The sequence below is a fragment of the Zobellia galactanivorans genome (genome assembly GCF_000973105.1).
Classification (GTDB): domain Bacteria; phylum Bacteroidota; class Bacteroidia; order Flavobacteriales; family Flavobacteriaceae; genus Zobellia; species Zobellia galactanivorans.
The window spans coordinates 1,349,221-1,371,022 of sequence record NC_015844.1 but is presented as its reverse complement, the minus strand read 5'-3'; the positions used below and the strand labels follow the sequence as shown (position 1 = coordinate 1,371,022).

At 45.6% G+C, this 21,802-nt stretch carries 16 protein-coding genes and 1 tRNA gene; 14 read left to right on the top strand and 3 right to left on the bottom strand.

Translation table 11 applies throughout. The annotated features are described in order from the left end of the window. Positions 1–68: 68 nt before the first annotated feature. Positions 69–1,121 carry an NAD(P)/FAD-dependent oxidoreductase gene (locus ZOBGAL_RS05395; RefSeq protein ID WP_013992513.1) on the top strand — a complete coding sequence of 351 codons (1,053 nt, stop codon included), beginning with the start codon at positions 69–71 and terminating at the stop codon, positions 1,119–1,121. On the opposite strand, the gene ZOBGAL_RS05390 is transcribed toward ZOBGAL_RS05395, so the two are convergent. Beyond that, on the bottom strand, positions 1,099–1,515 hold the full coding sequence (locus ZOBGAL_RS05390) for a DUF983 domain-containing protein (protein ID WP_013992512.1): 417 nt from the start codon (positions 1,513–1,515) through the stop codon (positions 1,099–1,101). The two genes, ZOBGAL_RS05395 and ZOBGAL_RS05390, sit on opposite strands and share 23 nt — an antisense overlap. Positions 1,516–1,652: 137 nt before the next feature. On the opposite strand from ZOBGAL_RS05390, the gene ZOBGAL_RS05385 reads away from it, so the two are divergent. The 7 genes from ZOBGAL_RS05385 (at position 1,653) to ZOBGAL_RS05355 (ending at position 11,875) form a co-directional block, all read left to right on the top strand. Beyond that, positions 1,653–3,563, top strand: coding sequence for an ABC-F family ATP-binding cassette domain-containing protein (locus ZOBGAL_RS05385; RefSeq protein WP_013992511.1), 1,911 nt, complete (start codon positions 1,653–1,655; stop codon positions 3,561–3,563). A 174-nt stretch (positions 3,564–3,737) separates the two neighbouring features. Then, a complete protein-coding gene (locus ZOBGAL_RS05380) occupies positions 3,738–4,610 on the top strand; it encodes a leucine-rich repeat domain-containing protein (RefSeq protein WP_013992510.1) in 873 nt (290 codons plus the stop codon). Between the two features lie 174 nt (positions 4,611–4,784). Further along, on the top strand, positions 4,785–5,921 hold the full coding sequence (locus ZOBGAL_RS05375) for an efflux RND transporter periplasmic adaptor subunit (protein ID WP_013992509.1): 1,137 nt from the start codon (positions 4,785–4,787) through the stop codon (positions 5,919–5,921). Then, entirely contained in the window at positions 5,921–9,232 is a 3,312-nt protein-coding gene (locus tag ZOBGAL_RS05370; RefSeq protein WP_013992508.1) for an efflux RND transporter permease subunit, read from the top strand. Before ZOBGAL_RS05375 ends, ZOBGAL_RS05370 begins: the two co-directional genes overlap by 1 nt. Then, a complete protein-coding gene (locus ZOBGAL_RS05365; RefSeq protein WP_013992507.1) occupies positions 9,229–10,593 on the top strand; it encodes a TolC family protein in 1,365 nt (454 codons plus the stop codon). The genes ZOBGAL_RS05370 and ZOBGAL_RS05365 overlap by 4 nt, the downstream gene beginning before the upstream one ends. 69 nt (positions 10,594–10,662) lie before the next feature. After that, on the top strand, positions 10,663–11,682 hold the full coding sequence (locus tag ZOBGAL_RS05360) for a Gfo/Idh/MocA family protein (protein ID WP_013992506.1): 1,020 nt from the start codon (positions 10,663–10,665) through the stop codon (positions 11,680–11,682). A gap of 10 nt (positions 11,683–11,692) precedes the next feature. Next, positions 11,693–11,875: a CPXCG motif-containing cysteine-rich protein gene (locus ZOBGAL_RS05355; protein WP_046287365.1), complete on the top strand. Its 183-nt coding sequence runs from the start codon at positions 11,693–11,695 to the stop codon at positions 11,873–11,875. 2 nt (positions 11,876–11,877) lie between these two features. Here ZOBGAL_RS05355 and ZOBGAL_RS05350 read toward each other — a convergent pair whose 3' ends face one another. Continuing rightward, entirely contained in the window at positions 11,878–12,558 is a 681-nt protein-coding gene (locus ZOBGAL_RS05350; protein WP_046287364.1) for a head GIN domain-containing protein, read from the bottom strand. A gap of 218 nt (positions 12,559–12,776) precedes the next feature. Here ZOBGAL_RS05350 and ZOBGAL_RS05345 point away from each other — a divergent pair, with 218 nt between their 5' ends. The 6 genes from ZOBGAL_RS05345 (at position 12,777) to ZOBGAL_RS05320 (ending at position 21,083) form a co-directional block, all read left to right on the top strand. Beyond that, positions 12,777–13,823: a formylglycine-generating enzyme family protein gene (locus ZOBGAL_RS05345; protein ID WP_013992503.1), complete on the top strand. Its 1,047-nt coding sequence runs from the start codon at positions 12,777–12,779 to the stop codon at positions 13,821–13,823. A 70-nt stretch (positions 13,824–13,893) separates the two neighbouring features. Then, positions 13,894–14,427 carry a YceI family protein gene (locus tag ZOBGAL_RS05340; protein WP_046287363.1) on the top strand — a complete coding sequence of 178 codons (534 nt, stop codon included), beginning with the start codon at positions 13,894–13,896 and terminating at the stop codon, positions 14,425–14,427. A 36-nt stretch (positions 14,428–14,463) separates the two neighbouring features. Further along, the gene (locus ZOBGAL_RS05335; protein ID WP_013992501.1) at positions 14,464–15,651 is read left to right on the top strand and encodes a M20 metallopeptidase family protein; all 1,188 of its coding nucleotides are present in this window, start codon (positions 14,464–14,466) and stop codon (positions 15,649–15,651) included. 197 nt (positions 15,652–15,848) lie between these two features. Then, positions 15,849–18,182, top strand: coding sequence for a PSD1 and planctomycete cytochrome C domain-containing protein (locus ZOBGAL_RS05330; protein WP_013992499.1), 2,334 nt, complete (start codon positions 15,849–15,851; stop codon positions 18,180–18,182). Between the two features lie 3 nt (positions 18,183–18,185). Then, on the top strand, positions 18,186–19,646 hold the full coding sequence (locus ZOBGAL_RS05325) for a DUF1501 domain-containing protein (protein ID WP_013992498.1): 1,461 nt from the start codon (positions 18,186–18,188) through the stop codon (positions 19,644–19,646). A gap of 3 nt (positions 19,647–19,649) precedes the next feature. Then, on the top strand, positions 19,650–21,083 hold the full coding sequence (locus ZOBGAL_RS05320) for a c-type cytochrome domain-containing protein (protein WP_013992497.1): 1,434 nt from the start codon (positions 19,650–19,652) through the stop codon (positions 21,081–21,083). A 492-nt stretch (positions 21,084–21,575) separates the two neighbouring features. Here ZOBGAL_RS05320 and ZOBGAL_RS05310 read toward each other — a convergent pair. Further along, a tRNA-Arg gene (locus ZOBGAL_RS05310) sits at positions 21,576–21,649 on the bottom strand. Between the last annotated feature and the right edge of the window lie 153 nt (positions 21,650–21,802).

Sequence of the window (21,802 nt, the reverse complement as noted above, 5' to 3'; positions counted from 1 at the left end):
TAGTATTTAGCGCCCCGACATTTTTTGTCGGGGCGCTTTTTTGATTGTCAATTTTCTACCTTTGGGACATGGTAGATTATATAATTGTAGGCCTGGGTTTGGCCGGTATTTCATTTTGTGAACAGTTAGAGGGGCACAATAAGACTTTTAAGGTCATCAACGATAATTCACAAACCTCTTCCAAGGTTGCGGGAGGGCTTTATAACCCTGTTATCTTAAAGCGGTTTACTTTGGCCTGGCAGGCCGATGAACAGTTGAAGGAGGCAAAGAGCTTTTATGCCGATTTGGAGGCCAAACTAAAGGTGAGGCTTGACTACGGGCTTCCGGTGTATCGACGCTTTCACTCTGCGGAAGAGCAAAACCAATGGTTTGAAGCTTCCGATAAAAAAGGCTTGGGCAAGTTTTTGAGTACGGACCTCATACCCAATACCAATGCCGGAATAGACGCCCCTTTCGGATTTGGCGAGGTAAAACATACCGGAAGAATAGATACCGAAGCGCTCTTGTCTTCCTATAAAAAATACCTTCTTGAAAAAGCATTGCTGCTAGAGGAGACTTTTGATTTTGACAACTTACGGCATACCGAAGAAGGTGTGGCCTATGGCACCCTGAGGGCCAAACGTATTGTTTTTGCCGAGGGCTATGGTTTAAAGAGCAATCCTTTTTTCAACTACTTGCCGTTGCAAGGTTCCAAAGGCGAATATTTAATGGTCAAGGCACCCGACCTAAAAGAGGATAAGGCCATTAAGTCGGCCATATTCATTATTCCCCAAGGGGGCGATGTATATCGGGTAGGGGCCAATTATGAGCGGAACGACAAGACGAATACGCCTACCGAAGCCGCTAAGAACGGTCTATTGGATAAATTACGGGCCGTGTTGAAATGCGATTTTGAACTTATCGACCAAGTTGCGGGTATACGCCCTACGGTCGAGGATAGGAAGCCTTTGGTGGGCAGACATCCCAAAATGGAGCATATGTATGTGCTTAACGGCTTTGGTTCCCGAGGAGTGCTAATAGGGCCATCGGCATCGAAGCAATTGTACGGTTTTGTCGAAAACAGGGAGGCCTTAGACCCACAGCTCGATATAGCCCGTTTTACGCAGAAGTATTTTCGGTAGCTTTTTTATGGTATTCGGCCACGGCATTGGGGTCGTAGCCAATAAAGAAATTGATCCAGATGTTTCTTGAAAGTCGAATGATCAGGGGCATAAACACGATCATCGTGCAGACGATGGCAATAAAGGTGTTGACCAAGTTGGTCCCTACGAATAAAAAGCTGATGACGAATGCGGCTACGGCAAAGGCGATACCCACGGCATAGCTAACGTACATGGCCCCGTAAAAGAAAGAGGGCTCTATCTTATATTTGGTGCCGCAATGGGAGCAACGTTCGTGCATGTCGAAAATTTTACCCAAATGATAGGGGTTTTTGTCTTCGTACATACTCTCTTCATGGCATTTGGGACAACTTCCTGTTAAAATGCTGTATAGTTTGTTTCCTTTTTTTAACATTTGCAAAACTTTGGACAAAAGTACAATTTTGACTTTTCATTCAACGTAACGATTATTACAAATAATAGTTTTTTTCTTAGTAACAGAGTAAACCACCTTTTAGGCACGAAGCCTATCTTAATCTAGAATTTTATAGTATGTTGAACGTTCATAATCTTTCCGTATCCTTTGGCGGAGAATATCTTTTCGAAGAAATTTCATTTCGTTTGAACGGGGGCGACCGGGTAGGTCTCATCGGCAAGAACGGGGCGGGTAAATCAACACTCTTAAAATTGCTGTCAAAAGATATGCCTATTGATTCGGGTACGATCGCTACGGAGAAGAACATCAAGATCGGTTTTCTTCGTCAGGATATTGATTTTGTCGTGGGACGTACCGTTTTGGAAGAGTCGTATCAAGCGTTTGAGGAAATAAAGGCATTGGAGCTCAAGCTCGATGATATCAACCATCAATTGGCCGAACGAACCGATTATGAAAGTGAGATCTACCATCAGTTAATGGTCGATTTGAGCGATATTACACATCGGTATGAAATTTTAGGGGGGTATAATTACCAGGGCGAGACCGAAAAGATCTTGCTCGGCCTTGGTTTCAAGCGTGAGGATTTCGATAAAAAGACCGATACCTTTTCAGGGGGGTGGCGTATGCGAATAGAATTGGCCAAGTTATTGCTACAGAGCAACGATGTACTGCTTTTAGATGAGCCTACCAACCACTTGGATATTGAGTCGATCATTTGGTTAGAGCAGTTCTTGAACGGTTATACGGGGGCTGTTGTCATTGTTTCGCATGATAAGATGTTCTTGGATAACGTGACCAACCGAACCATAGAAATTTCGTTGGGCCGGATCTACGATTACAATAAGCCGTATTCACAATTTCTAAAACTTAGGGGCGAGATCAAAGAGCAACAGCTCAATGCCCAAAAGAACCAAGAAAAGGAAATTCAACAGGCCGAACGGCTTATCGAAAAGTTTAGGGCCAAAAGTACCAAGGCTTCCATGGCGCAATCGCTTATCAAGAAACTGGATAAGATGGAGCGCATTGAGGTGGATCAAGATGACAACGCCGTCATGAACCTGCGTTTTCCGGTTTCGGTAACGCCCGGTAAGGTGATAGCTGAGCTAGAAGGCCTTTGTAAAAGCTACGGAAGCAAAGAGGTTTTAAAAGATATCAACCTGCTGTTGGAACGTGATAGTAAAACCGCTTTCGTGGGACAAAACGGCCAAGGAAAATCCACATTGGCCAAGATAATGGTCGGGGATCTTGATTACGAAGGTAAAATGAAGTTGGGGCACAATGTGCAAATTGGGTATTTTGCCCAGAACCAGGCCGAGTACCTTGATGGGAACAAAACCATATTGGATACCATGATCGACGCCGCCAACGAAAAGAACCGAAGTAAGGTAAGGGATATATTGGGATCCTTCCTGTTTCGGGGAGATGAGGTCGAAAAATATGTAAAGGTGCTTTCCGGAGGGGAAAGAAACCGTTTGGCTCTGGCCAAAATGTTGTTGCAACCCTTTAATGTGTTGGTTATGGATGAACCTACCAACCACTTGGATATACAATCGAAGAATGTGCTGAAACAGGCATTGCAGAATTTTGACGGTACCCTGGTGCTGGTTTCGCATGATAGGGACTTCCTTCAAGGGCTGACCAATAAGGTGTATGAGTTTAAGGATAAAGGGATTAAGGAATATCTAGGCGATATCGATTTTTACCTTGAGCAACGTAAGGTCGAAGATTTTAGGGCCATTGAAAAAAAACAGGACCAACAAAAAAAGGCCGTAACGCCTAAATCCAGTGGCAACGATTTTAAGGATCAAAAGAGATTAAAATCACTTAAGAATAAATTGAGCAATGTAGAAAGTGATATTTCTAGACTTGAAAAGGAGATTGCCGAAATAGACCATCAGTTGATGATGGATTACGACGCTACCATTGCCAAGCCTAATTTTTTCGATGGCTATCAGAAGAAGAAAAAGCAATTGGAGCAGCTGATGGCCAAATGGGAAGATATTACCTTGGAACTTGAAAATTTCTAGAAAAAGGTCCAATCTAGGGCCCGTGTTTGTTCTTACAACAGATTATCGGGTTTTCACAACATATTCAAGCACTTAATCGATATTTTTTGTTTTTCGACCATGTTTAGTCTTACTTTGTAGGGTAATTCTCAGTGACTTACGCCCAAGCTTACTGTCAATCGAAAAAAACATGATATGAAAAATCTATTTAGTTGTCTGATACTTCTCTGCATTACCGTGCATACGGTATGGGCCGAAGTACCGAACAAAGAGAAAGAATTTCTTGTAGATCTTTACAATGCTACAGATGGGGATTCGTGGGAAAGGAAGTGGGATTTGACCGCTGATATAGAGACATGGCAAGGTATTACCGTGCGAAACAATCGTGTGGTAGAAATCAATTTGTTTAAAAATAACCTACAAGGAACGATCCCGGCCAGTATTGCCAATCTTGAAAAGCTTGAGAAGTTGAATTTGGCCTTTAACGGGATTACCGGCGAACTTCCGAAAGAAATTGCCCAGTTGTCGAGACTTCAAGTGCTAAAATTGGAAATGAACCGAATTAAGGGCGAACTGCCCGAAGAATTGGGTGGAATGCGAAGCCTTAGGGAATTTACCGCATTCAATAATTTCTTGACAGGAAGCATTCCCGAGAGTATTGGGGAAATCAAGAACTTAAAGGTGTTGAACCTTTCCAGTAATAGTTTAAAGGGAAATATTCCTAAATCGGTCGGTGGTTTGGCGCAATTGGAGAGCCTCGGTCTTTTTGAAAATACCTTGGAAGGAAGCATTCCTTCCGAAATTGGAGGTCTGACCAAATTGAAGGAGCTTGTGTTGGCCAATAACCAATTAGGCGGAGATGTACCCGAAGAATTCGGTCAGCTTGCCAGCCTAGAGGTATTACAGATACAAAACAATAAGTTTGATTCGTTCAAGAACTTGAAATCGTTGGAAGAGAAAGAATTCTTGGTATTCGATTACGATAGGGAAGACGATAAAATCGATTTCAAAAATGTAAAGTATGGCAAAACAAGAATGGCCGATACAAAATTTGAAGACGAAGAATAGAAAAATAGATTTCCATAATTTATTAGTTAGTTTGGTTAAAGGGATACTGTAGAGTATCCCTTTTTTTGTGCATAGTGCAAAAAACAATGTTTTAAGATACATTTAACTTAACGGGCTTAAACTATTAAATAGTTTTGTAGTCCAAGCATTTTTGGCCAAATAGCCCAACCACTTATGAATACAAGAAAGATCATCTTATCCATTATTGGTGTTTTACTGATTATTGTTTCTATCTACGGAGCCATAACCATTGTAAACAATAAGAAAAGACCAAGGCCTCAACCTGAAAAAATTGTCAAAACGGTTTTTGTAGATACGGTTAAAAACGGAACGGTTTCCATAGTCATTCCGGCTAACGGTAATCTTAGGGCAAAACAAAGGGTAGAGCTCTATTCCGAGGTTCAAGGTGTCTTTAAAAGAGGACATAAGCTATTCAAGGCCGGGCAAGTGTATCGGTCGGGCGAGACCATTATCGGTATCGATGCTTCCGAATATGCCGCAAGTGTACAATCGGCCAAAAGCAGTTTGTACAATTTGATTACTTCCATAATGCCCGATTTAAGACTCGATTATCCTGAGGTCTTTCCGAAGTGGCAAAAATATCTCAGTGATTTCGATATGGATAAAAGTACGCCGGCTTTGCCCGAAATGACTTCTGAGAAAGAAAAGTACTTTATTTCCGGACGCGGTGTATTGACCAGTTTTTACAATGTTAAGAATTTAGAGCAACGCTTATACAAATACAGAATATCCGCCCCTTTCAACGGGGTGCTCACCGAAGCCTTGGTTACCGAAGGTAGCTTGGTAAGGTCGGGCCAAAAACTGGGCGAGTTTATCAATACCGATGTTTACGAATTGGAAGTGGCCATAGGTAAGGTCTATGGAGACTTGCTGATGGTAGGTGAGAGCGTAGAATTGGTCAACTTGAACCGAACGAAGACTTATACGGGTAAGGTAACCCGAATCAATGGAAAGGTAGATCAGGCTTCACAGACCATCAAGGCTTTTATTGAGGTAAAAGATCCCAACCTAAAGGAGGGAATGTATCTTGAGGCCAGCCTCGATGCCAAGGAAGAAAAAGATGCCATAGAGATCGACAGGGGGCTCTTGCTCGAGAACGATAGGATTTTTGTGGTTAGGGACACCATTTTGGATGTCATTGATGTTAAGCCCGTTTATTTCTCCGAAAAAAAGGTAATACTAAAAAATGTCCCTGACGGATTGACCATTGTTTCCAAACCTGTGGTCGGTGCGTATGCCGGTATGCTGGTCAAGGTCTTTGATGAGACTAATGTAAAAACAGCGGAATAATGAGGAACATCATCTCTTATTTTATAAAGTACCATGTTGCGGTAGATGTCTTTGTCTTGGCCTTTATGATATTTGGTGTAGTCGGGGCGCTTTCATTGAAATCGAGTTATTTTCCGCTTACCGACTCAAAGAACATTACCATCAATATAACTTATCCGGGAGCTTCGCCTCAAGAGGTGGAAGAGGGTATCGTACTTAAGATCGAAGATAACCTCAAGGGCTTGGAGGGCGTGGATCGTGTTACCTCTACGGCGCGGGAAAATAGTGGTGTGATCAATGTTGAGATCGAGAAGGGTCGCGATATCGATTTTATGCTTCTCGAGGTAAAGAATGCGGTAGATAGGGTGCCTTCGTTTCCTACGGGGATGGAGCCTTTGATCGTCTCAAAACTTGAGGCCGTAAGGGAGACCATAACCTTCGCCATAAGCGGCGACCATATACCATTGGCTACATTAAAGGAAGTCGGTAGACAGGTCGAGAACGAATTGCGGACGATTGATGGCATTTCCCAGATAGAAATGAGCGGTTATCCCTTGGAGGAAATAGAGATTGCCGTTAACGAAAATAGCTTACTGGCCTATAATATGTCCTTTAGCGAAGTTTCGCAAGCGGTGGCCAATGCCAATATTTTGGTAACGGGGGGAAATATCAAGACCGATGCCGAGGAGTATTTGATACGGGCCAATAACAGGGCCTATTATGGCGATGAGCTTTCCAATCTGATTATTCGGGCCGATGCTTCGGGTAGTACAGTGCGGTTAAAGGATGTGGCCATCATACGCGACCGTTTTGAAGAATCGCCCAATGCTTCTTATTTTGATGGGAACCTTTCCGTTAATGCTTCTATCACCAGTACCAATACCGAAGATCTTTTGGGCTCTGCGGAAAAGGTGAAAGAATACATAGAAGATTTCAACCATAAACATAACAACATAAAATTGAGCGTGGTCAGTGATCGTAGTATCACCTTGAACCAGCGTACCGAGCTGCTTACCGAAAATGCTATAGTAGGTATGATCTTGGTGCTCATCTTCTTATCGTTGTTCTTAAATACGCGCCTGGCGTTTTGGGTGGCCTTTGGCCTGCCTATTTCCTTTTTGGGAATGTTCATTTTCGCCGGTTATTTTGATGTAACGATCAATGTGCTGTCGCTTTTCGGTATGATTATCGTAATCGGTATTCTGGTCGATGACGGTATTGTAATTGCGGAGAACATTTATCAGCATTACGAAAAGGGCAAGTCGCCTATACAGGCTGCCATTGATGGTACCATGGAGGTAATCCCTCCCATAGTTTCGGCCATTATCACCACATTATTGGCTTTTTCCATATTCCTGTTTTTAGATGGAAGGATAGGGGAGTTCTTTGGAGAGGTGTCGGTTATTGTTATACTGACCTTGGCAGTTTCGCTAATTGAGGCCCTGATTATCCTACCGGCGCATTTGGCCCACTCAAAGGCCTTGAAGACCATAGATAAGGAGCCTACGACGGCCGTAGGGAAAGCTTTTGCAAAGTTGCGTGTTATCAACGAAATGGGAGACCGTTTTATGGTCTGGATGCGAGACAAGTTATACAGTCCGGCCTTGCGCTTCGGATTGCGCTACAAGGTGCTGATGTTTGCCTTTTTTGTGATGGCCTTGGTGCTTACTTTGGGGTCCGTAGGTGGTGGGATCATTAGAACCGCCTTTTTTCCAAGGGTGGCCAGTGACCGTGTTTCCGTAGAACTCTTGATGCCCAACGGAACCAATGAAAAGGTGACCGATTCCATTATCTCGTTAATTGAGGAGAAATCGATAATCGTCAATCAAGAGCTTACCGAAAAGTATTTAAAGGGAACGGGTAAGGTCTTGTTTGAGAACACCATTAGAAAAATTGGTCCGGGTAGTGCGGCCGCATCATTGGATATCAACCTTTTGCCGGGTGAAGAAAGACCTGATGAAATTAGTTCGGATATGGTGACCAACCGCCTGCAAGAATTGATGGGGCCGGTAATCGGAGTGGAAAGCCTTATCTATGGTTCGGGAGGAAATTTTGGGGGCAACCCTGTGTCGGTTTCCCTTTTAGGAAACAATATTGCCGAATTGAAGGCGGCCAAAAAGGAACTTAAGGCGGTACTTGAAAATAATGCCTTGTTGAAGGATGTAGCGGACAATGATCCTGCGGGAATCAAGGAAATAAGACTTGAACTAAAGGAAAATGCCTACTTGTTAGGCCTTGACCTCCGTACCGTAATGAACCAGGTCAGGGCTGGGTTTTTTGGTACACAGGCCCAACGTTTTCAGAGAGGGCAAGACGAAATTAAGGTTTGGGTACGGTACGATCGAGAAAACCGCTCATCGATTACCGACCTTGACGAAATGCGGATAGCTACGCCAAGTGGTGACCGCGTACCCTTAAAGGAAATCGCCAGCTATATCATCGAACGGGGCGATGTGGCGATCAACCACCTCGAAGGGCAGCGTGAAATTCAGGTTTCAGCCGATATTAAAGATGCTAAGACCACCAGTGCTACGGATATTATGGATGAAATCCGTACCGAGGTAATGCCCGAGATACAATCAAAATACCCTACCGTTAGCGCTTCTTATGAAGGGCAGAACAGGGAAGCCAATAAGATGACGAGTTCCTTAAGGGTAGTCGGTCTTTCGGTCTTGTTATTGATTTATATTACCATAGCATTTACCTTCAGAAGTTTTAGTCAACCGCTGTTATTGCTTTTATTGGTGCCTTTCAGTTTGACCGCGGTGGCTTGGGGGCATTGGATCCATGATTTTCCCGTAAACATCTTATCCATGTTGGGTATTATCGCCCTTATCGGTATTATGGTGAACGATGGTCTTGTACTCATTAGTAAGTTCAATGGCAATCTGCGCGATGGAATGAAATTTGACGATGCCATTTACGAGGCAGGGCGTTCTCGTTTTAGGGCCATATTTTTGACGTCTATAACCACTATCGCAGGTCTGGCTCCCCTCTTGTTGGAAAAAAGTAGGCAAGCGCAGTTCTTAAAGCCTATGGCCATATCCATTGCTTATGGTATTGCATTTGCCACCGTGCTTACCTTGTTGTTATTGCCTTTGTTCTTGGCCTTTAGCAATAGGTTTAAAGTGACGGCCAAGTGGCTGAAGACGGGTGACGATATTACCAAGGAAGAGGTTGAGCGCGCCATAAAGGAACAAAAGGAAGAAGAACATATGTCTGAACGGCCAGAACATTTGTTGAAGGAGGCGTCAGAAGACAAAACGGGAACGACACAAACTGGGGAGGATATACCTACGACTACCCATCCAAAGAAACCAGAACAAGAATGATACATAAAATTGTAACTAGCCTTATTTTTCTTTGCCTTACGTTTGGGTTGAGTGCCCAAGAAAAACGTTTGTCTAAAGAAGAGGCCGTACGTTTGGCCCTCGAGCACAATTTTGGTATAAAGATGGCCAAAAACCTGACCAAAATTGCCGATAACAACCAAGGGATACTGAATTCGGGATACCTTCCCAGTTTGACCGGTACTGCCGGAGCCAATTACAATGACCTGAACAGTAGCACGGAATACCCCGGGCAGTTCGATACGTCGGGCGGCGCACGTGAAGACCTAGAGATCGATCATGCCGAATCGCAAACCTATAATGCCGGGTTGAACTTGAATTATACCTTGTTTGATGGACTAGGAAGGTTGTATAATTACAAAAGGCTAAAAGAACAATACCAGCTTACCGAGCTTCAGGCCAGGGAAACCGTAGAGAATACCTTGTTGCAATTGTTTAGCATCTATTTTGAGGTGGCGCGACTTACCGAGAACGAAAATGTGCTCAAGCAGGCCCTCGAAATTTCATTGGACCGTATTACACGGGCGGAATATGCTTTTGAATACGGGCAAAATACCAAATTGGATATTTTAAATGCCCAGGTCGATGTTACCAATGACAGTATCAACCTGTTGAACACCAAACAGCAACTGGCCAATACAAAACGCGACTTGAACGTTGTGCTCAATCAAAGTCTGAGCGAGGACTTTCAGGTAGATACCATTGTCAAGTTTATTCCGCGTTTGCAATTGGACGAATTGATCGCCCAGGCACGGGAAAACAATGTATCCATACTTCAGGCGGAACGCAACCTGAACATTAACGAATACGATATCAAGGTCAATCGTTCGGGGTATTTGCCGCAAATCGGTCTGACGGGTTCCTACGGATGGAACCTAAACCAAAGTGCGCCCAATTCGTTTTTGCCGGGCCAAGTTATTCCCGGGAGTAACCGGTCTAGCCTTACCTTCGGTTTGGGGGCGAGTCTGACCTGGAATCTCTTTGATGGGGGAAGGACCACTACCTTGCTCAAGAATTCTAAAATAAGCTATGAAAACCAAGAGTTGCTTCAAGAACAAGTAGAGCTTGAAGTCGACCGTGATATTCTCAATGCCTTGGCGAGCTATGAAAACCGCTTGAACATTTATGAGATCCAAGAGCAGAACGTAATCACCAACCGCAACAATTTTGAGCGCTCCAAAGAACAGTTTCAATTGGGGCGGATTACGTCTATAGAATTTCGTCAGGCGCAGATCAATCTTTTGAATGCCCAGACCAATAAGAATTTGGCCAAGTATGACGCCAAATTGGCGGAATTGCAATTGCTTCAACTTACGGGGCAATTGTTGAATGTTGAACTGTAACCTAATAGCTTGGTTTGTCGCTTACGTAATTTCTTCGTAGTATAGTCGAAACTCCAAAATAGCTTTTACATGTCGCAAATCGGTATCGGAATCGTGGGTACGGGATCCATCGTACGCACCTATCTCAAGTGTATTTCAGAAATGGCAACGGCCAAGGTCGTGGCGCTATGTACTACATCTCCCGATAGGGCTAGGGAAGTTGAGGCCGAATTCGGATATCCGGTCTTTAGTGATTACCAAGAGTTTCTTGCCGAAAGCGATATCGACCTTGTATGTGTGTGCAACGAGAGCGGTAAACATGGGGAGGCGATCGAGGCTGCGGCAATGGCGGGCAAGCATATTTTAAGTGAAAAACCCTTAGAAGTAACCACGGAAAAGATAGATGCCCTTATCACCTTGTGCAAAGAACGCCAGGTTTATTTGGGCTGTGTTCTTCAAAATCGATGTGCGGCGGACTATAAACGTGCCGAGGAGGCCATACGGTCGGGTAAGTTGGGGAAGCTGCTTATGGGAAACGCCAGTATCGATTGGTATCGGTCAGAAGACTATTATGCAAAGAGCGAATGGCGCGGTACCCTGGCTTTGGATGGTGGTGCGGCCTTTATCAATCAGGGCATCCATACCATAGATTTACTTATGAACCTTATGGGCCCCGTTGTTTCGGTCTATGCCCATGTGCAAACGAGGGTCCACAAAATTGAAGGGGAAGATGTGGGCGCTGCCCTAGTGAATTATAGCAATGGGGCCATCGGCACCCTTACGGCAGGAACGGCCCTTTATCCTGGCTATCCCGAGCGCTTGGAGGTGTATGGGGAGAAAGGTAGTATCATTATGGAAGGGGGGCAGATCATTGCTTGGAATGTCGAAGGGGAAGACCCTAAAGGTGTATCGTCGGAAACCTTGGGGAGTGGGGCTTCGGATCCGACCGCAATCGGTCATGAAAACCATAAAACGGTACTCGAAGATATGGTCGAGGCCATCCAGATGAAGCGGCCGCCAATGGTAGATGGAGAGGAAGCCAGAAAATCCGTGGCACTTATAAATGCCATTTACGAGTCGTCAAAGCGGCGTAGTTTGATTCACCTATAACCCGATACGCATGTACGAACACTTTTTTCAATGCCCGTATTGCTGGGAAGAGATATCTATGTTGATGGACCCGTCCGTAAGCAAACAGACCTATGTCGAAGACTGTGAGGTCTGTTGTAATCCGATAGAGGTAAGTCCGCAATTCCAAGATAACGAACTGGTAGCCTTTGAAGCCCGTGATATTGAGCAATAGGCTTAATCCATTTCTTTGATCTTTCCTCCAAAGACTTTGTCCTTTTCAACGCTTTTAGGGTTTCCGTAAATGTAGATGGATCCACCTGCACGTACTTTGGCGCTAACTTTTTCGGAGGCGTTTACGTCGGCCCTTCCCCCGGCATTGACCACTACCGTGGTTTCCTTGGTGTCAAGCTGCTTATTGTAGGTTTTTCCTCCCGTATTCACCATAATCTCTTGCTGGTCGGCCGAACCGCTAAGGGTTACTTCCCCGCCGGAAACGGATTTAGTATAAAGATCCTTGATGTCCACTTTTAGTTCTATCTGTCCTCCCTCTTGGGTCTTGATTTCAACGCGTTCCCCTTTTACCGTTTCGTCGGATTGTATGCTTGCGTTTTCGTTCGCATCGATCAAGGTGAGTTCCTCGGTGTAGTATAGGGTGGCTTTTGCCTCGTTCCCATCTAAGAAATTATCGAACTCCATTTTTATCTTTAGGAGTCCGTTCTTGTTGGAGATGTTTACTTCATCCTTGTCATCGCCGGTAATGACCAATTTGTTCTCGTTGCTTTTTACAAGTTTAACGATAATACGATCGTAGACTTTGAGTTCGTTGAACTTTTCCAGGGTTTTTGTATTTGACTTTTGAGCCAATACACCTGCCGATACGAACAGGGCAAGGACGAGTAGTTTTATTTTTTTCATCGCGCTTATCATTTCTAGTGTAGGCCCAAATATAGGCTATTTTTGGTGAAGCGATTCTGTGGACCGTGCCCCACAATGTTATGCCATCATTGGTTTTGTTGCTTTTTCAAACAAAAGCTGTAAGTCTTGTTATCTCTTTGTCCGTACTGTGTTTTTAAGGCGGGCGGGTTTGTGTTCTATCGATAAAAAAAGCTATTTTTAACAAAAACCAAACATCAATGCAAATTCCGTATACTAAAGTTACCATGGCAGTCTGCCTTCTAGGCGTGATGCTACAGTCTTGTAAAACTTCAAAACCAGCGGCAGAAAGCCCGGCTCCAGTGGCACAGACGGAGGCCCCGTCTACCGCTAAAGCCGTTCCGGAAGCTGTTGAAGGTTATACTGAAATCGTACCCGGCACCGATAAGGGGTTTAAGATGGTTTACATCCCCGCGGGGAAATTTACCATGGGTAGTCCAGAAACTGAAGCGAACAGAAAGGCCGATGAAGGACCTCGGAAGGAAGTGGAACTCGACCCCTTTTATATGGCCCAACATGAATTGACTTGGGATTTGTTCGAACTGTTCTTTAAGCAGAACAAAGAGCTATTTGTTAAATTGGAGAATGATAAGGTGATGAAAATCGATGCGATCACCCGACCAAGCCCACCATATGAGGATCCTTCCTATGGTATGGGCAAGGACGGTTTTCCTGCCGTGAGTATGTCGGCCTATTCGGCCTTGGTCTATTGCAAATGGCTCAGTACCGTGACCGGAAAATTCTATCGATTGCCTACCGAGGCGGAATGGGAATATGCCGCAAAAGCAGGAACACAAACGGCCTACAGTTTTGGGGATGACCTCGCACAACTGGATGACTATGCGGTCTATTATAAAAACTCCGATGGGAAGTATGCCAAAGTAGGAAGTAAAAAACCGAATCCTTGGGGCTTGTACGATATGCACGGAAATGCCGCGGAATGGACCTTGGACGAGTATAAGAGCGATGCCTATGCCACAACCGATGCCAAAAATCCATGGGTGACACCCACGGTAATACACCCGAGGTCGTACAGAGGGGGCTCATGGGACGATGATGCCGATAAACTGCGTTCATCCGCTCGGTCGGCCTCAAGTCTGAAACAACAAAAAAGAGATCCCCAGATCCCAAAGAGTTTTTGGTGGTTTACCGATTCCAATTATGTTGGCTTTCGGTTGGTGAGTCCTAAGAAACAGCCCAGTCCTGAAGAGCAGAAAAAGTTCTGGCAAATTGTTTTGGACGAATAGTAGGGCGTACTAAGTCAGGTTGAAATAGAATTAATAACGCCAATCACTTAATTGGCTCCATATGCTTACAATGAAAAATATATGTTTAGTATGGCTTTTGGTCGCTTTTACCTTTGTGGGAAGGGCACAAGATGAATACGTACTTTCCGATCAGAGTAAATTGACGATCAGTGGCACTTCTACCGTGCACGATTGGACGGTTGCGGCAAATGCCCTTTCGGGCCGATTGGGTTACGACGGTACGGCGCCTACCGAAATCGATTTTGAGGTGGCCGTCGAGAATATTCAGAGTGAACGTGGAGCGGCCATGGATAAAAAAATGCACGCCGCCCTTAAGAAGGAAGAGCACCCGACCATAACGTTCAAACTTAAGGAAGTAAAGGATAAATCGATTTTTGTAGGGGTGCTGAACATCGCAGGTGTAGAGAATTCCGTGGAGATTCCGGTCGATATGGAATCCGATTCCGAAGGATTGAAAATTACAGGGAAAAAGCAATTGACCTTACAAGATTATGGAATGGAATCCCCCACGGCGATGTTCGGGCAGATTATCGTAGGGGACGAGGTTACCGTTAATTTCGATCTGCGCTTCTCAAAAAACTAAGGTGTTTTCGGAGGTAGGCTTTTAAAAACCTTTTCTATGGATGAACGTCAAAAGATTAAAAGGCTTGCCGCCCAATATGCTCCCGAGTTTGTTTCCGTAAGAAGGTATCTGCACCAGCATCCTGAGCTTTCCTTTCAAGAACACCGTACCTGTGCCTACCTTAAAGAACAATTGTTGTCGCTAGGGGTGACCGATATTGTATCGGTTGCCGAAACGGGGCTTTTGGCTACCATCCATGGGGGGCGAGCGGGAAAAACGGTACTCTTACGGGCCGATATCGATGCCTTGCCCATTCAGGAACGCAATGCGGTCGATTATGTTTCCAAAAACGATGGGGTCATGCATGCCTGTGGTCACGACGCCCATAGTGCCTCGCTTTTACTCTGTGCCAAGATTTTAATGGAATTGAAGGAAGATTTTTCAGGAAGCGTAAAGCTGCTTTTTCAACCTGCGGAAGAGTTGAGTCCAGGTGGAGCGAGTGCGGTTATCCGTGAGAAGGCCTATACGGCTTTAGGAAGCCTTCCGCATTTAGGGCAACATGTACGGCCCGATATCCCGGTGGGAAAGGTAGGTTTCCGCTCCGGAAAGTTTATGGCCAGTATGGACGAACTTTTTTTAACGGTCAAAGGGAAAGGGGGGCATGCCGCCATGCCCGAAAAGACCATAGACCCCGTTTTGATCGCTTCCCATATCATAGTGGCCGCCCAGCAATTGGTCAGCCGTAGGGCCGATCCCAAAATACCTTCCGTACTTTCTTTTGGAAAGGTAATCGCCGATGGGGCTATAAATGTCATTCCTGATGAGGTGGTCATAGAAGGTACGTTCCGAACATTGGACGAAGATTGGCGAAAGACCGCTTTGGGACAACTCGACAAATTGGTGACGACACTGGCCGAAGCCATGGGAGGCCGTTGCGAGCTAAAGATTAACCACGGCTACCCGCATTTAAAAAACGAGCCTGTACTGACCGAGCGGCTAAAGGCCTTGGCCGAAGACTATCTCGGCAAGGAAAACGTGTTAGGGTTGGACCAATGGATGGCTGCGGAAGACTTTGCCTATTACAGCCAACAAAATCCCGCCTGCTTCTACATGTTGGGTGTGGGCAATGCGGAAAAGCATATTGGCTCGGGCTTGCATACCCCCACCTTTGATATTGATGAGTCCGCCCTTGAGGTCGGCGGGGGACTCATGGTCTGGTTGGCCTTAAGTACACTCTCGGCCTAACCTCTCTATGTCTGCTTTGGCCTTGATGTATTTTTATCTTTTGATTGATAGTTTTGGTGATTTTATTGAAAATGAGGCTGAATATTCAAAAAATACTAAAGAATAGCGAAAAAGTACAACTCATTGAGTTGCCGACAGAGCCCTAAACGATTACTTTTAAGGAATAACATTAAGTGTATAATGTACTATTCCTAAAAATGAAATATAAGGTAATTATTGCAGTAGCTTTGGCAAGTTTGATCGGTTTTCTTTTCCTATATAAGAAAGGGGTATTCGATAGGGAACAAAATGCCTATTCCGATATGAAGCTTCCTGAAACCGTAGATTACAATTTTCATATCAAACCTATTCTTTCCGACAATTGTTATACCTGTCACGGACCCGATGCCAATAAAAGAAAGGCGGGCTTGCGTCTCGATTTGGAAGAGGCAGCTTTTAAGGAGCTTTCCGAAAACCCCGGACACTATCCCATCGTTTCTGAAAATTTGAAGAAAAGCAGGTTGTACCAGGTCGTCGTTTCCGATGATGACGATGTGTTGATGCCCCCTCCCGATTCAAAATTGGCCTTGAATTCCTATGAGAAGAAATTAATAAAAAAATGGATCCAACAAGGGGCAAAGTTCGAAAAGCACTGGGCTTATATTCCTCCTAAAAAGAAAAGCGCCCCCCAAACGGAAAACACACAGTGGGTGCAGAACGAAATCGATGGTTTCATTTTGGAAAAACTGGAAGAAAAAGGTTTGGTCCCTTCGGAAAGGGCAGCCATAGAAACCTTAATACGACGGATAAGCTTAGATTTAACGGGCTTGCCGCCCCAGCTAGAGCAGGTGGAACAGCTTAGGTCGGAAACCGATGTAGCCAAGATCATTGATACTTTTTTAGCGTTGCCCGCCTATGGTGAACGTATGACGCAGTCTTGGCTAGACGTTGCCCGCTATGCCGATTCGCACGGATATCAAGACGATAGTTACCGTACCATGTGGCCTTGGCGTGATTGGGTTATCCATGCGTTCAATAAAAACTTGCCCTATGACGAGTTTTTAACTTGGCAGCTGGCCGGTGATCTATTGCCCAATGCAACCAAGGAGCAGATACTGGCCACGGCCTTTAACCGCAACCACCCCATAACCCAGGAAGGAGGGGTGATCCAAGAAGAGTATCGTACCAATTACGTTTTGGATCGCACCAATACACTGGGGAAGGGCATTTTGGGGATTACCTTGGAATGCGCCCAATGCCATGACCACAAGTACGACGCCATTTCTCAGGCCGACTATTTTGAGATGTTCGCCTTTTTTAATCAGGTCAATGAAAAGGGCTTGCAGATGGATGCCGTTCAGGCAGGAAGGCGAAAATTCTTTGCCGACCCCCCTTATATCACTATTTCAAAGGAGGAAACGGAAGACGTTTTATCGTTTATCCATATGGATAGCCTGTCGCAGATCAATGTGATGGTGATGAACGATTCGGCTTCGCGAACGACCCATATATTAAACAGGGGGCAATATGATCAACCGGCAGATTCGGTGAGCCCTAAAACGCCCGAGGCCATTTTGGCCTTTTCCGATGACCTTCCAAAGAATAGATTGGGACTTGCGCAGTGGCTGGTCGATAAAGAAAATCCGCTAACGGCAAGGGTATATGTAAACCGTATTTGGGCCATGTTGTTCGGTAAGGGCTTGGTAGAGACCTCCGAAGATTTCGGAGTTCAGGGAAGCCTGCCTACCCACCCCAAACTATTGGATTGGCTGGCGGTAGATTTTGTGGAACACGATTGGGATATCAAGTACCTCCTAAAAAAGATAATGCTATCGGCAACCTATCAGCAAAAATCGGAATTGCGGTCCGATCTCAAAAAGGCCGATCCCGAAAACAAATTGTTGGCACGGGCACCGCGCTTTAGAATGAGCGGTGAGATGATCAGGGATTATATTCTGGCCACAAGCGGCTTGCTCAACCCTGAACTGGGAGGGCCTAGCGTAAAACCTTACCAACCTGCGGGTCTATGGGAAGAGACCAATGCGGGGGGCAACCGCGGGGTACTTACCAAATACGTACCCGATACTGGGGAAGATTTGTACCGTCGTTCGTTGTACACCTTTTGGAAGCGGACTTTACCACCGCCGAACATGACGATTTTTGATGCGCCTACAAGGGATTATTCGGAAGTACGGAGGCAGAAGACCAATACGCCCTTACAAGCCTTGGTGATGCAGAACGATACCCAGGTATTGGAAGCGGCAAGGGTCTTGGCACAACGTTGTATAGAGGCCACCCCCGATGATCCCGATATTGTGGCGACCCTATTTAAGCGCATACTTGTGCGGAGTCCGAGGGAAGAGGAGTTATTGACCTTGAACGGTTATTACCACAGCGCATTGGAGCAATACAAGAACGATAGTGAAAGTGCCGAAAAGCTGATCGCGGTCGGTGAATACGAACAATTACCGGTCGATCCCGGAAAAACGGCAGCCCTGATGCTTACGGCACAGGTGATTTACAATTTAGACGAAACCATTACAAAAGAATAGGCCATGAAAGAAGACGAAAATCAAAAAGAAAATCCGCTAAAGGGAAATCGACGCCATTTTTTTTCACAACTGAGTGTGGGTATCGGTTCCTTGGCCTTAGGGTCATTGTTGATTCCCGATTTGTTCAAGGGAGGCAATGCCCAACCTTTGACCCAGCCCTTGGGGATACCCCATTTTGCCCCCAAGGCGAAAAGGGTAATTTATTTATTCCAGGCCGGGGCACCCTCACAATTCGAGTCGTTCGATTATAAGCCGACCTTGCGCAAACGTATGGGGGAAGACTTGCCCGAATCGATACGGAACGGACAGCGCCTGACCGGAATGACCGCAGGGCAGGACAAATTTCCATTGATGCCGGCGGCTACCAATTTTAAGCAATACGGCGATAGCGGAACGTGGATCAGTGACTACTTTCCCCATATCGCAAAAATAGCCGATGATATCACGGTGGTACGCAGTATGCATACCGAAGCCATTAACCATGACCCCGCCATTACCTTCTTTCAAACCGGAAGCCAGATTTCGGGTCGTCCCAGTATGGGATCATGGATGAGCTACGGTTTGGGAAGCGAAAACAAGAACTTGCCCTCTTTCGTTGTGCTTACCTCACGGGGTAAGGGCAATAGCCAAGGACTGTACTCCAAACTATGGTCAAGTGGTTTTTTAGATTCCAAACATCAGGGGGTACTATTGCGTTCGGGCAAAGATCCGGTATTGTACTTGAACGATCCCGACGGTATTTCAAGATCCGACAAGCGCCATTTGTTGAACGAGGTTTCCCAATTGAACAAGCTACACCATGTGGAGACGGGCGACGATGAGATAGAATCGCGTATTGCCCAGTATGAAATGGCCTACCGTATGCAAATGTCGGTGCCGGATGTCATGGATATTTCAAAAGAACCGGAATCGATTATCAAACTGTACGGTGAAGACTGCCAGGTTCCGGGTACCTATGCCGCAAACGCCTTACAGGCACGAAGATTGGCGGAAAATGGCGTACGCTTTATACAACTCTATCACCAAGGGTGGGACCAACACGGTAATTTGCCTAATGCCATGGCAGGCCAGGCCAAAGATGTGGATCAGGCGTCTGCCGCCCTGGTCATGGACCTGAAGCAGCGGGGCATGTTAGAAGATACCTTAGTGGTTTGGGGCGGTGAATTCGGTAGGACCAATTATTGCCAAGGCAAATTTGATCCGACCGATTTCGGTAGGGACCACCACCCAAGGGCCTTTAGCATTTGGATGGCCGGAGGCGGTATCAAACCCGGACTCAATTACGGGAAGACCGATGAGTTTGGATACAACGTTATTGAGAATCCCGTACACGTAAATGACTTTCATGCGACTTTAATGCATGCCATGGGACTTGATCACGAGCAATTGACCTATAAATATCAAGGTCGGCGATTTCGATTGACCGATGTGGCCGGTAATGTAGTCAAAGACCTTTTAGCATAGCCGATGACCGATATTTTAAAAAAACGTTGGGTAGATTATACCGTTTTGGGCCTATCCGTATTCCTGGTATTTTGTTTGGTTTTTGATGCGTATATCGTACTGCCCAATCTGGTGGCGTGGTTGGGACGCTGGCACCCTTTGGTGCTTCACTTTCCGATCGTACTCTTGCTTATAGCCGCTTTTTTAGGATTGACGGGAAGGCCAATTCCACATCGCTTGTTGGTCATAGCCGTATTATCGGCCCTGCTTACCGCTATATCCGGTTTTTTTCTCGGAAAGGAAGCGGCCGTAAAGGGCGATTTGCTCTTTTGGCACCAGTGGATGGGCGGCGCCGTGGCCCTTATGGCATCGGTATGGTACCTTCTGAGCGATAGGGGGCTGGACCGAACGGTTTACGTGAAAGGACTTCAAGTTGTCTTACTCGTTTTGGTAGGGTTTACGGGACACTATGGTGGAATGGTGACCCATGGGGAAGAGTTTTTGGCCCTTCCGACATCAAAAAAACAAAAAGAGCTACCCGAAAACCCAATAGTGTATACCGACGTGGTGGCGCGTATCTTGGATGACAAATGCGTGTCTTGCCATAATGCCAATAAAAAGAAGGGGGAATTGCTGATGACCAATATGGCGGAACTGCTGGAAGGTGGTAAAAGCGGGCATACGATTGTTGCAGGGGAGCCCCTTAAGAGCGAATTGATAGGCAGGTTACACTTGCCCTTGGAAAACGAAGAACATATGCCTCCCGAAGGGAAAACGCCCCTAACGGATGCGGAAATCAAAATCTTGGAAAGATGGGTGGCCTTAGGGGCTTCCGATACCTTGCGTTTTGATCAATTGCCCAAAAGCGAACCCTTGGTCGCACTGATCAAAGGGCTTATGGAGCCCGACCCCATGTCAAAATGGGCGGACTTGCCCTTCGTGGCCGATAGCACCCTACAAAACTTGGGATCGGATTATCTGACGATTGAGCGGGTGGCAAGCAATTCCAATGCCTTGAGCGTTGATGTGTATTTGCCGCCCGAGTACGATCCAGCGGCTATTGTGGCCATAGAGCGTATTGCTGGCCATATTGTGGAACTCGACCTGAGTGGTCTGCCCATAGGGGGCACGGAAATGGATTTTGTTGCAAAATGCCAAAATCTGGAATGGTTGGAAATCGACAAAACCCCAATAGGTGACAGCGAACTTAAAAAATTGGCGAGCTTGAAAAACCTGAAGTTCTTAAAGACCTATGCCACTTCCATTACCGATAAGAGTATACCGGTCTTTGAAAATATGAAGGGACTAAAAAACCTCTATGTGTATCAAACCGGCATTTCTAAGGAAGCTCTTGAAAAACTTCAGACCAAGAGCCCAACGCTGTCCGTCAACTATGGCGTCGACCCGGAAATTGAAGCGTTTTTCGTGGCTGGCGATTCCGTGGTCGTAGCGAAATAGTTTAATATCTTGTTTTTACAGGAAAAGCACTGGCCCTATAGGGCTTTTGCCGTTTCTGAAGTCCCTGTTGTTGAAGGGGTTTTCAAACCAATGGTTAGCCTGGTGAAAAGGCATAAAAAAAGGCTTCCGATAATTCGGAAGCCTTTTTACTAAGAGTGATCCCACCAAGATTACCTTTGGTGTTCCTTTTTTATCAATGGTGCAAATAGAAAACCACGGGCTGTCGCTCCGGTCCATTGTTTTTTTCCAAAACCTAAAACTTTGTTTTGGTTTTTCCATAAAACAAAGAACCATGCTCATAAGAGCATGGTTTTCTGAGTGTCGTGATCGCGCCAGGATTACCTTCGGTGTTCCTTTTTTATCAATGGTGCAAATAGAAAACCATGGGCTGTCGCCCCGGTCCATTGTTTTTTTCCAAAACCTAAAACTTTGTTTTGGTTTTTCCATAAAACAAAGAACCACGCTCATAAGAGCATGGTTTTCTGAGTGTCGTGATCGCGCCAGGATTCGAACCTGGGACCGTCTGCTTAGAAGGCAGATGCTCTATCCAGCTGAGCTACGCGACCATTTCAAAAGCGGTGCAAAGATAGTTTATTTTCGTAAAAAAAAGGACAGGTGGCGGCAAAAATAAGATTTTGTTGAAAAATAGGGGGTTTTTCAACGGATCTGCAGGGACTTGGAAGTGGGTTTTGCCCCTAGGAGTGGGGTTCGGCGCGTAG

Coding starts and splice junctions, on each gene's coding strand:
- ZOBGAL_RS05395 (WP_013992513.1), top strand. CDS start 69: ATGGTAGATTATATAATTGTAGGCCTGGGTTTGGCCGGTATTTCATTT.
- ZOBGAL_RS05390 (WP_013992512.1), bottom strand. CDS start 1,515: ATGTTAAAAAAAGGAAACAAACTATACAGCATTTTAACAGGAAGTTGT.
- ZOBGAL_RS05385 (WP_013992511.1), top strand. CDS start 1,653: ATGTTGAACGTTCATAATCTTTCCGTATCCTTTGGCGGAGAATATCTT.
- ZOBGAL_RS05380 (WP_013992510.1), top strand. CDS start 3,738: ATGAAAAATCTATTTAGTTGTCTGATACTTCTCTGCATTACCGTGCAT.
- ZOBGAL_RS05375 (WP_013992509.1), top strand. CDS start 4,785: ATGAATACAAGAAAGATCATCTTATCCATTATTGGTGTTTTACTGATT.
- ZOBGAL_RS05370 (WP_013992508.1), top strand. CDS start 5,921: ATGAGGAACATCATCTCTTATTTTATAAAGTACCATGTTGCGGTAGAT.
- ZOBGAL_RS05365 (WP_013992507.1), top strand. CDS start 9,229: ATGATACATAAAATTGTAACTAGCCTTATTTTTCTTTGCCTTACGTTT.
- ZOBGAL_RS05360 (WP_013992506.1), top strand. CDS start 10,663: ATGTCGCAAATCGGTATCGGAATCGTGGGTACGGGATCCATCGTACGC.
- ZOBGAL_RS05355 (WP_046287365.1), top strand. CDS start 11,693: ATGTACGAACACTTTTTTCAATGCCCGTATTGCTGGGAAGAGATATCT.
- ZOBGAL_RS05350 (WP_046287364.1), bottom strand. CDS start 12,558: ATGAAAAAAATAAAACTACTCGTCCTTGCCCTGTTCGTATCGGCAGGT.
- ZOBGAL_RS05345 (WP_013992503.1), top strand. CDS start 12,777: ATGCAAATTCCGTATACTAAAGTTACCATGGCAGTCTGCCTTCTAGGC.
- ZOBGAL_RS05340 (WP_046287363.1), top strand. CDS start 13,894: ATGAAAAATATATGTTTAGTATGGCTTTTGGTCGCTTTTACCTTTGTG.
- ZOBGAL_RS05335 (WP_013992501.1), top strand. CDS start 14,464: ATGGATGAACGTCAAAAGATTAAAAGGCTTGCCGCCCAATATGCTCCC.
- ZOBGAL_RS05330 (WP_013992499.1), top strand. CDS start 15,849: ATGAAATATAAGGTAATTATTGCAGTAGCTTTGGCAAGTTTGATCGGT.
- ZOBGAL_RS05325 (WP_013992498.1), top strand. CDS start 18,186: ATGAAAGAAGACGAAAATCAAAAAGAAAATCCGCTAAAGGGAAATCGA.
- ZOBGAL_RS05320 (WP_013992497.1), top strand. CDS start 19,650: ATGACCGATATTTTAAAAAAACGTTGGGTAGATTATACCGTTTTGGGC.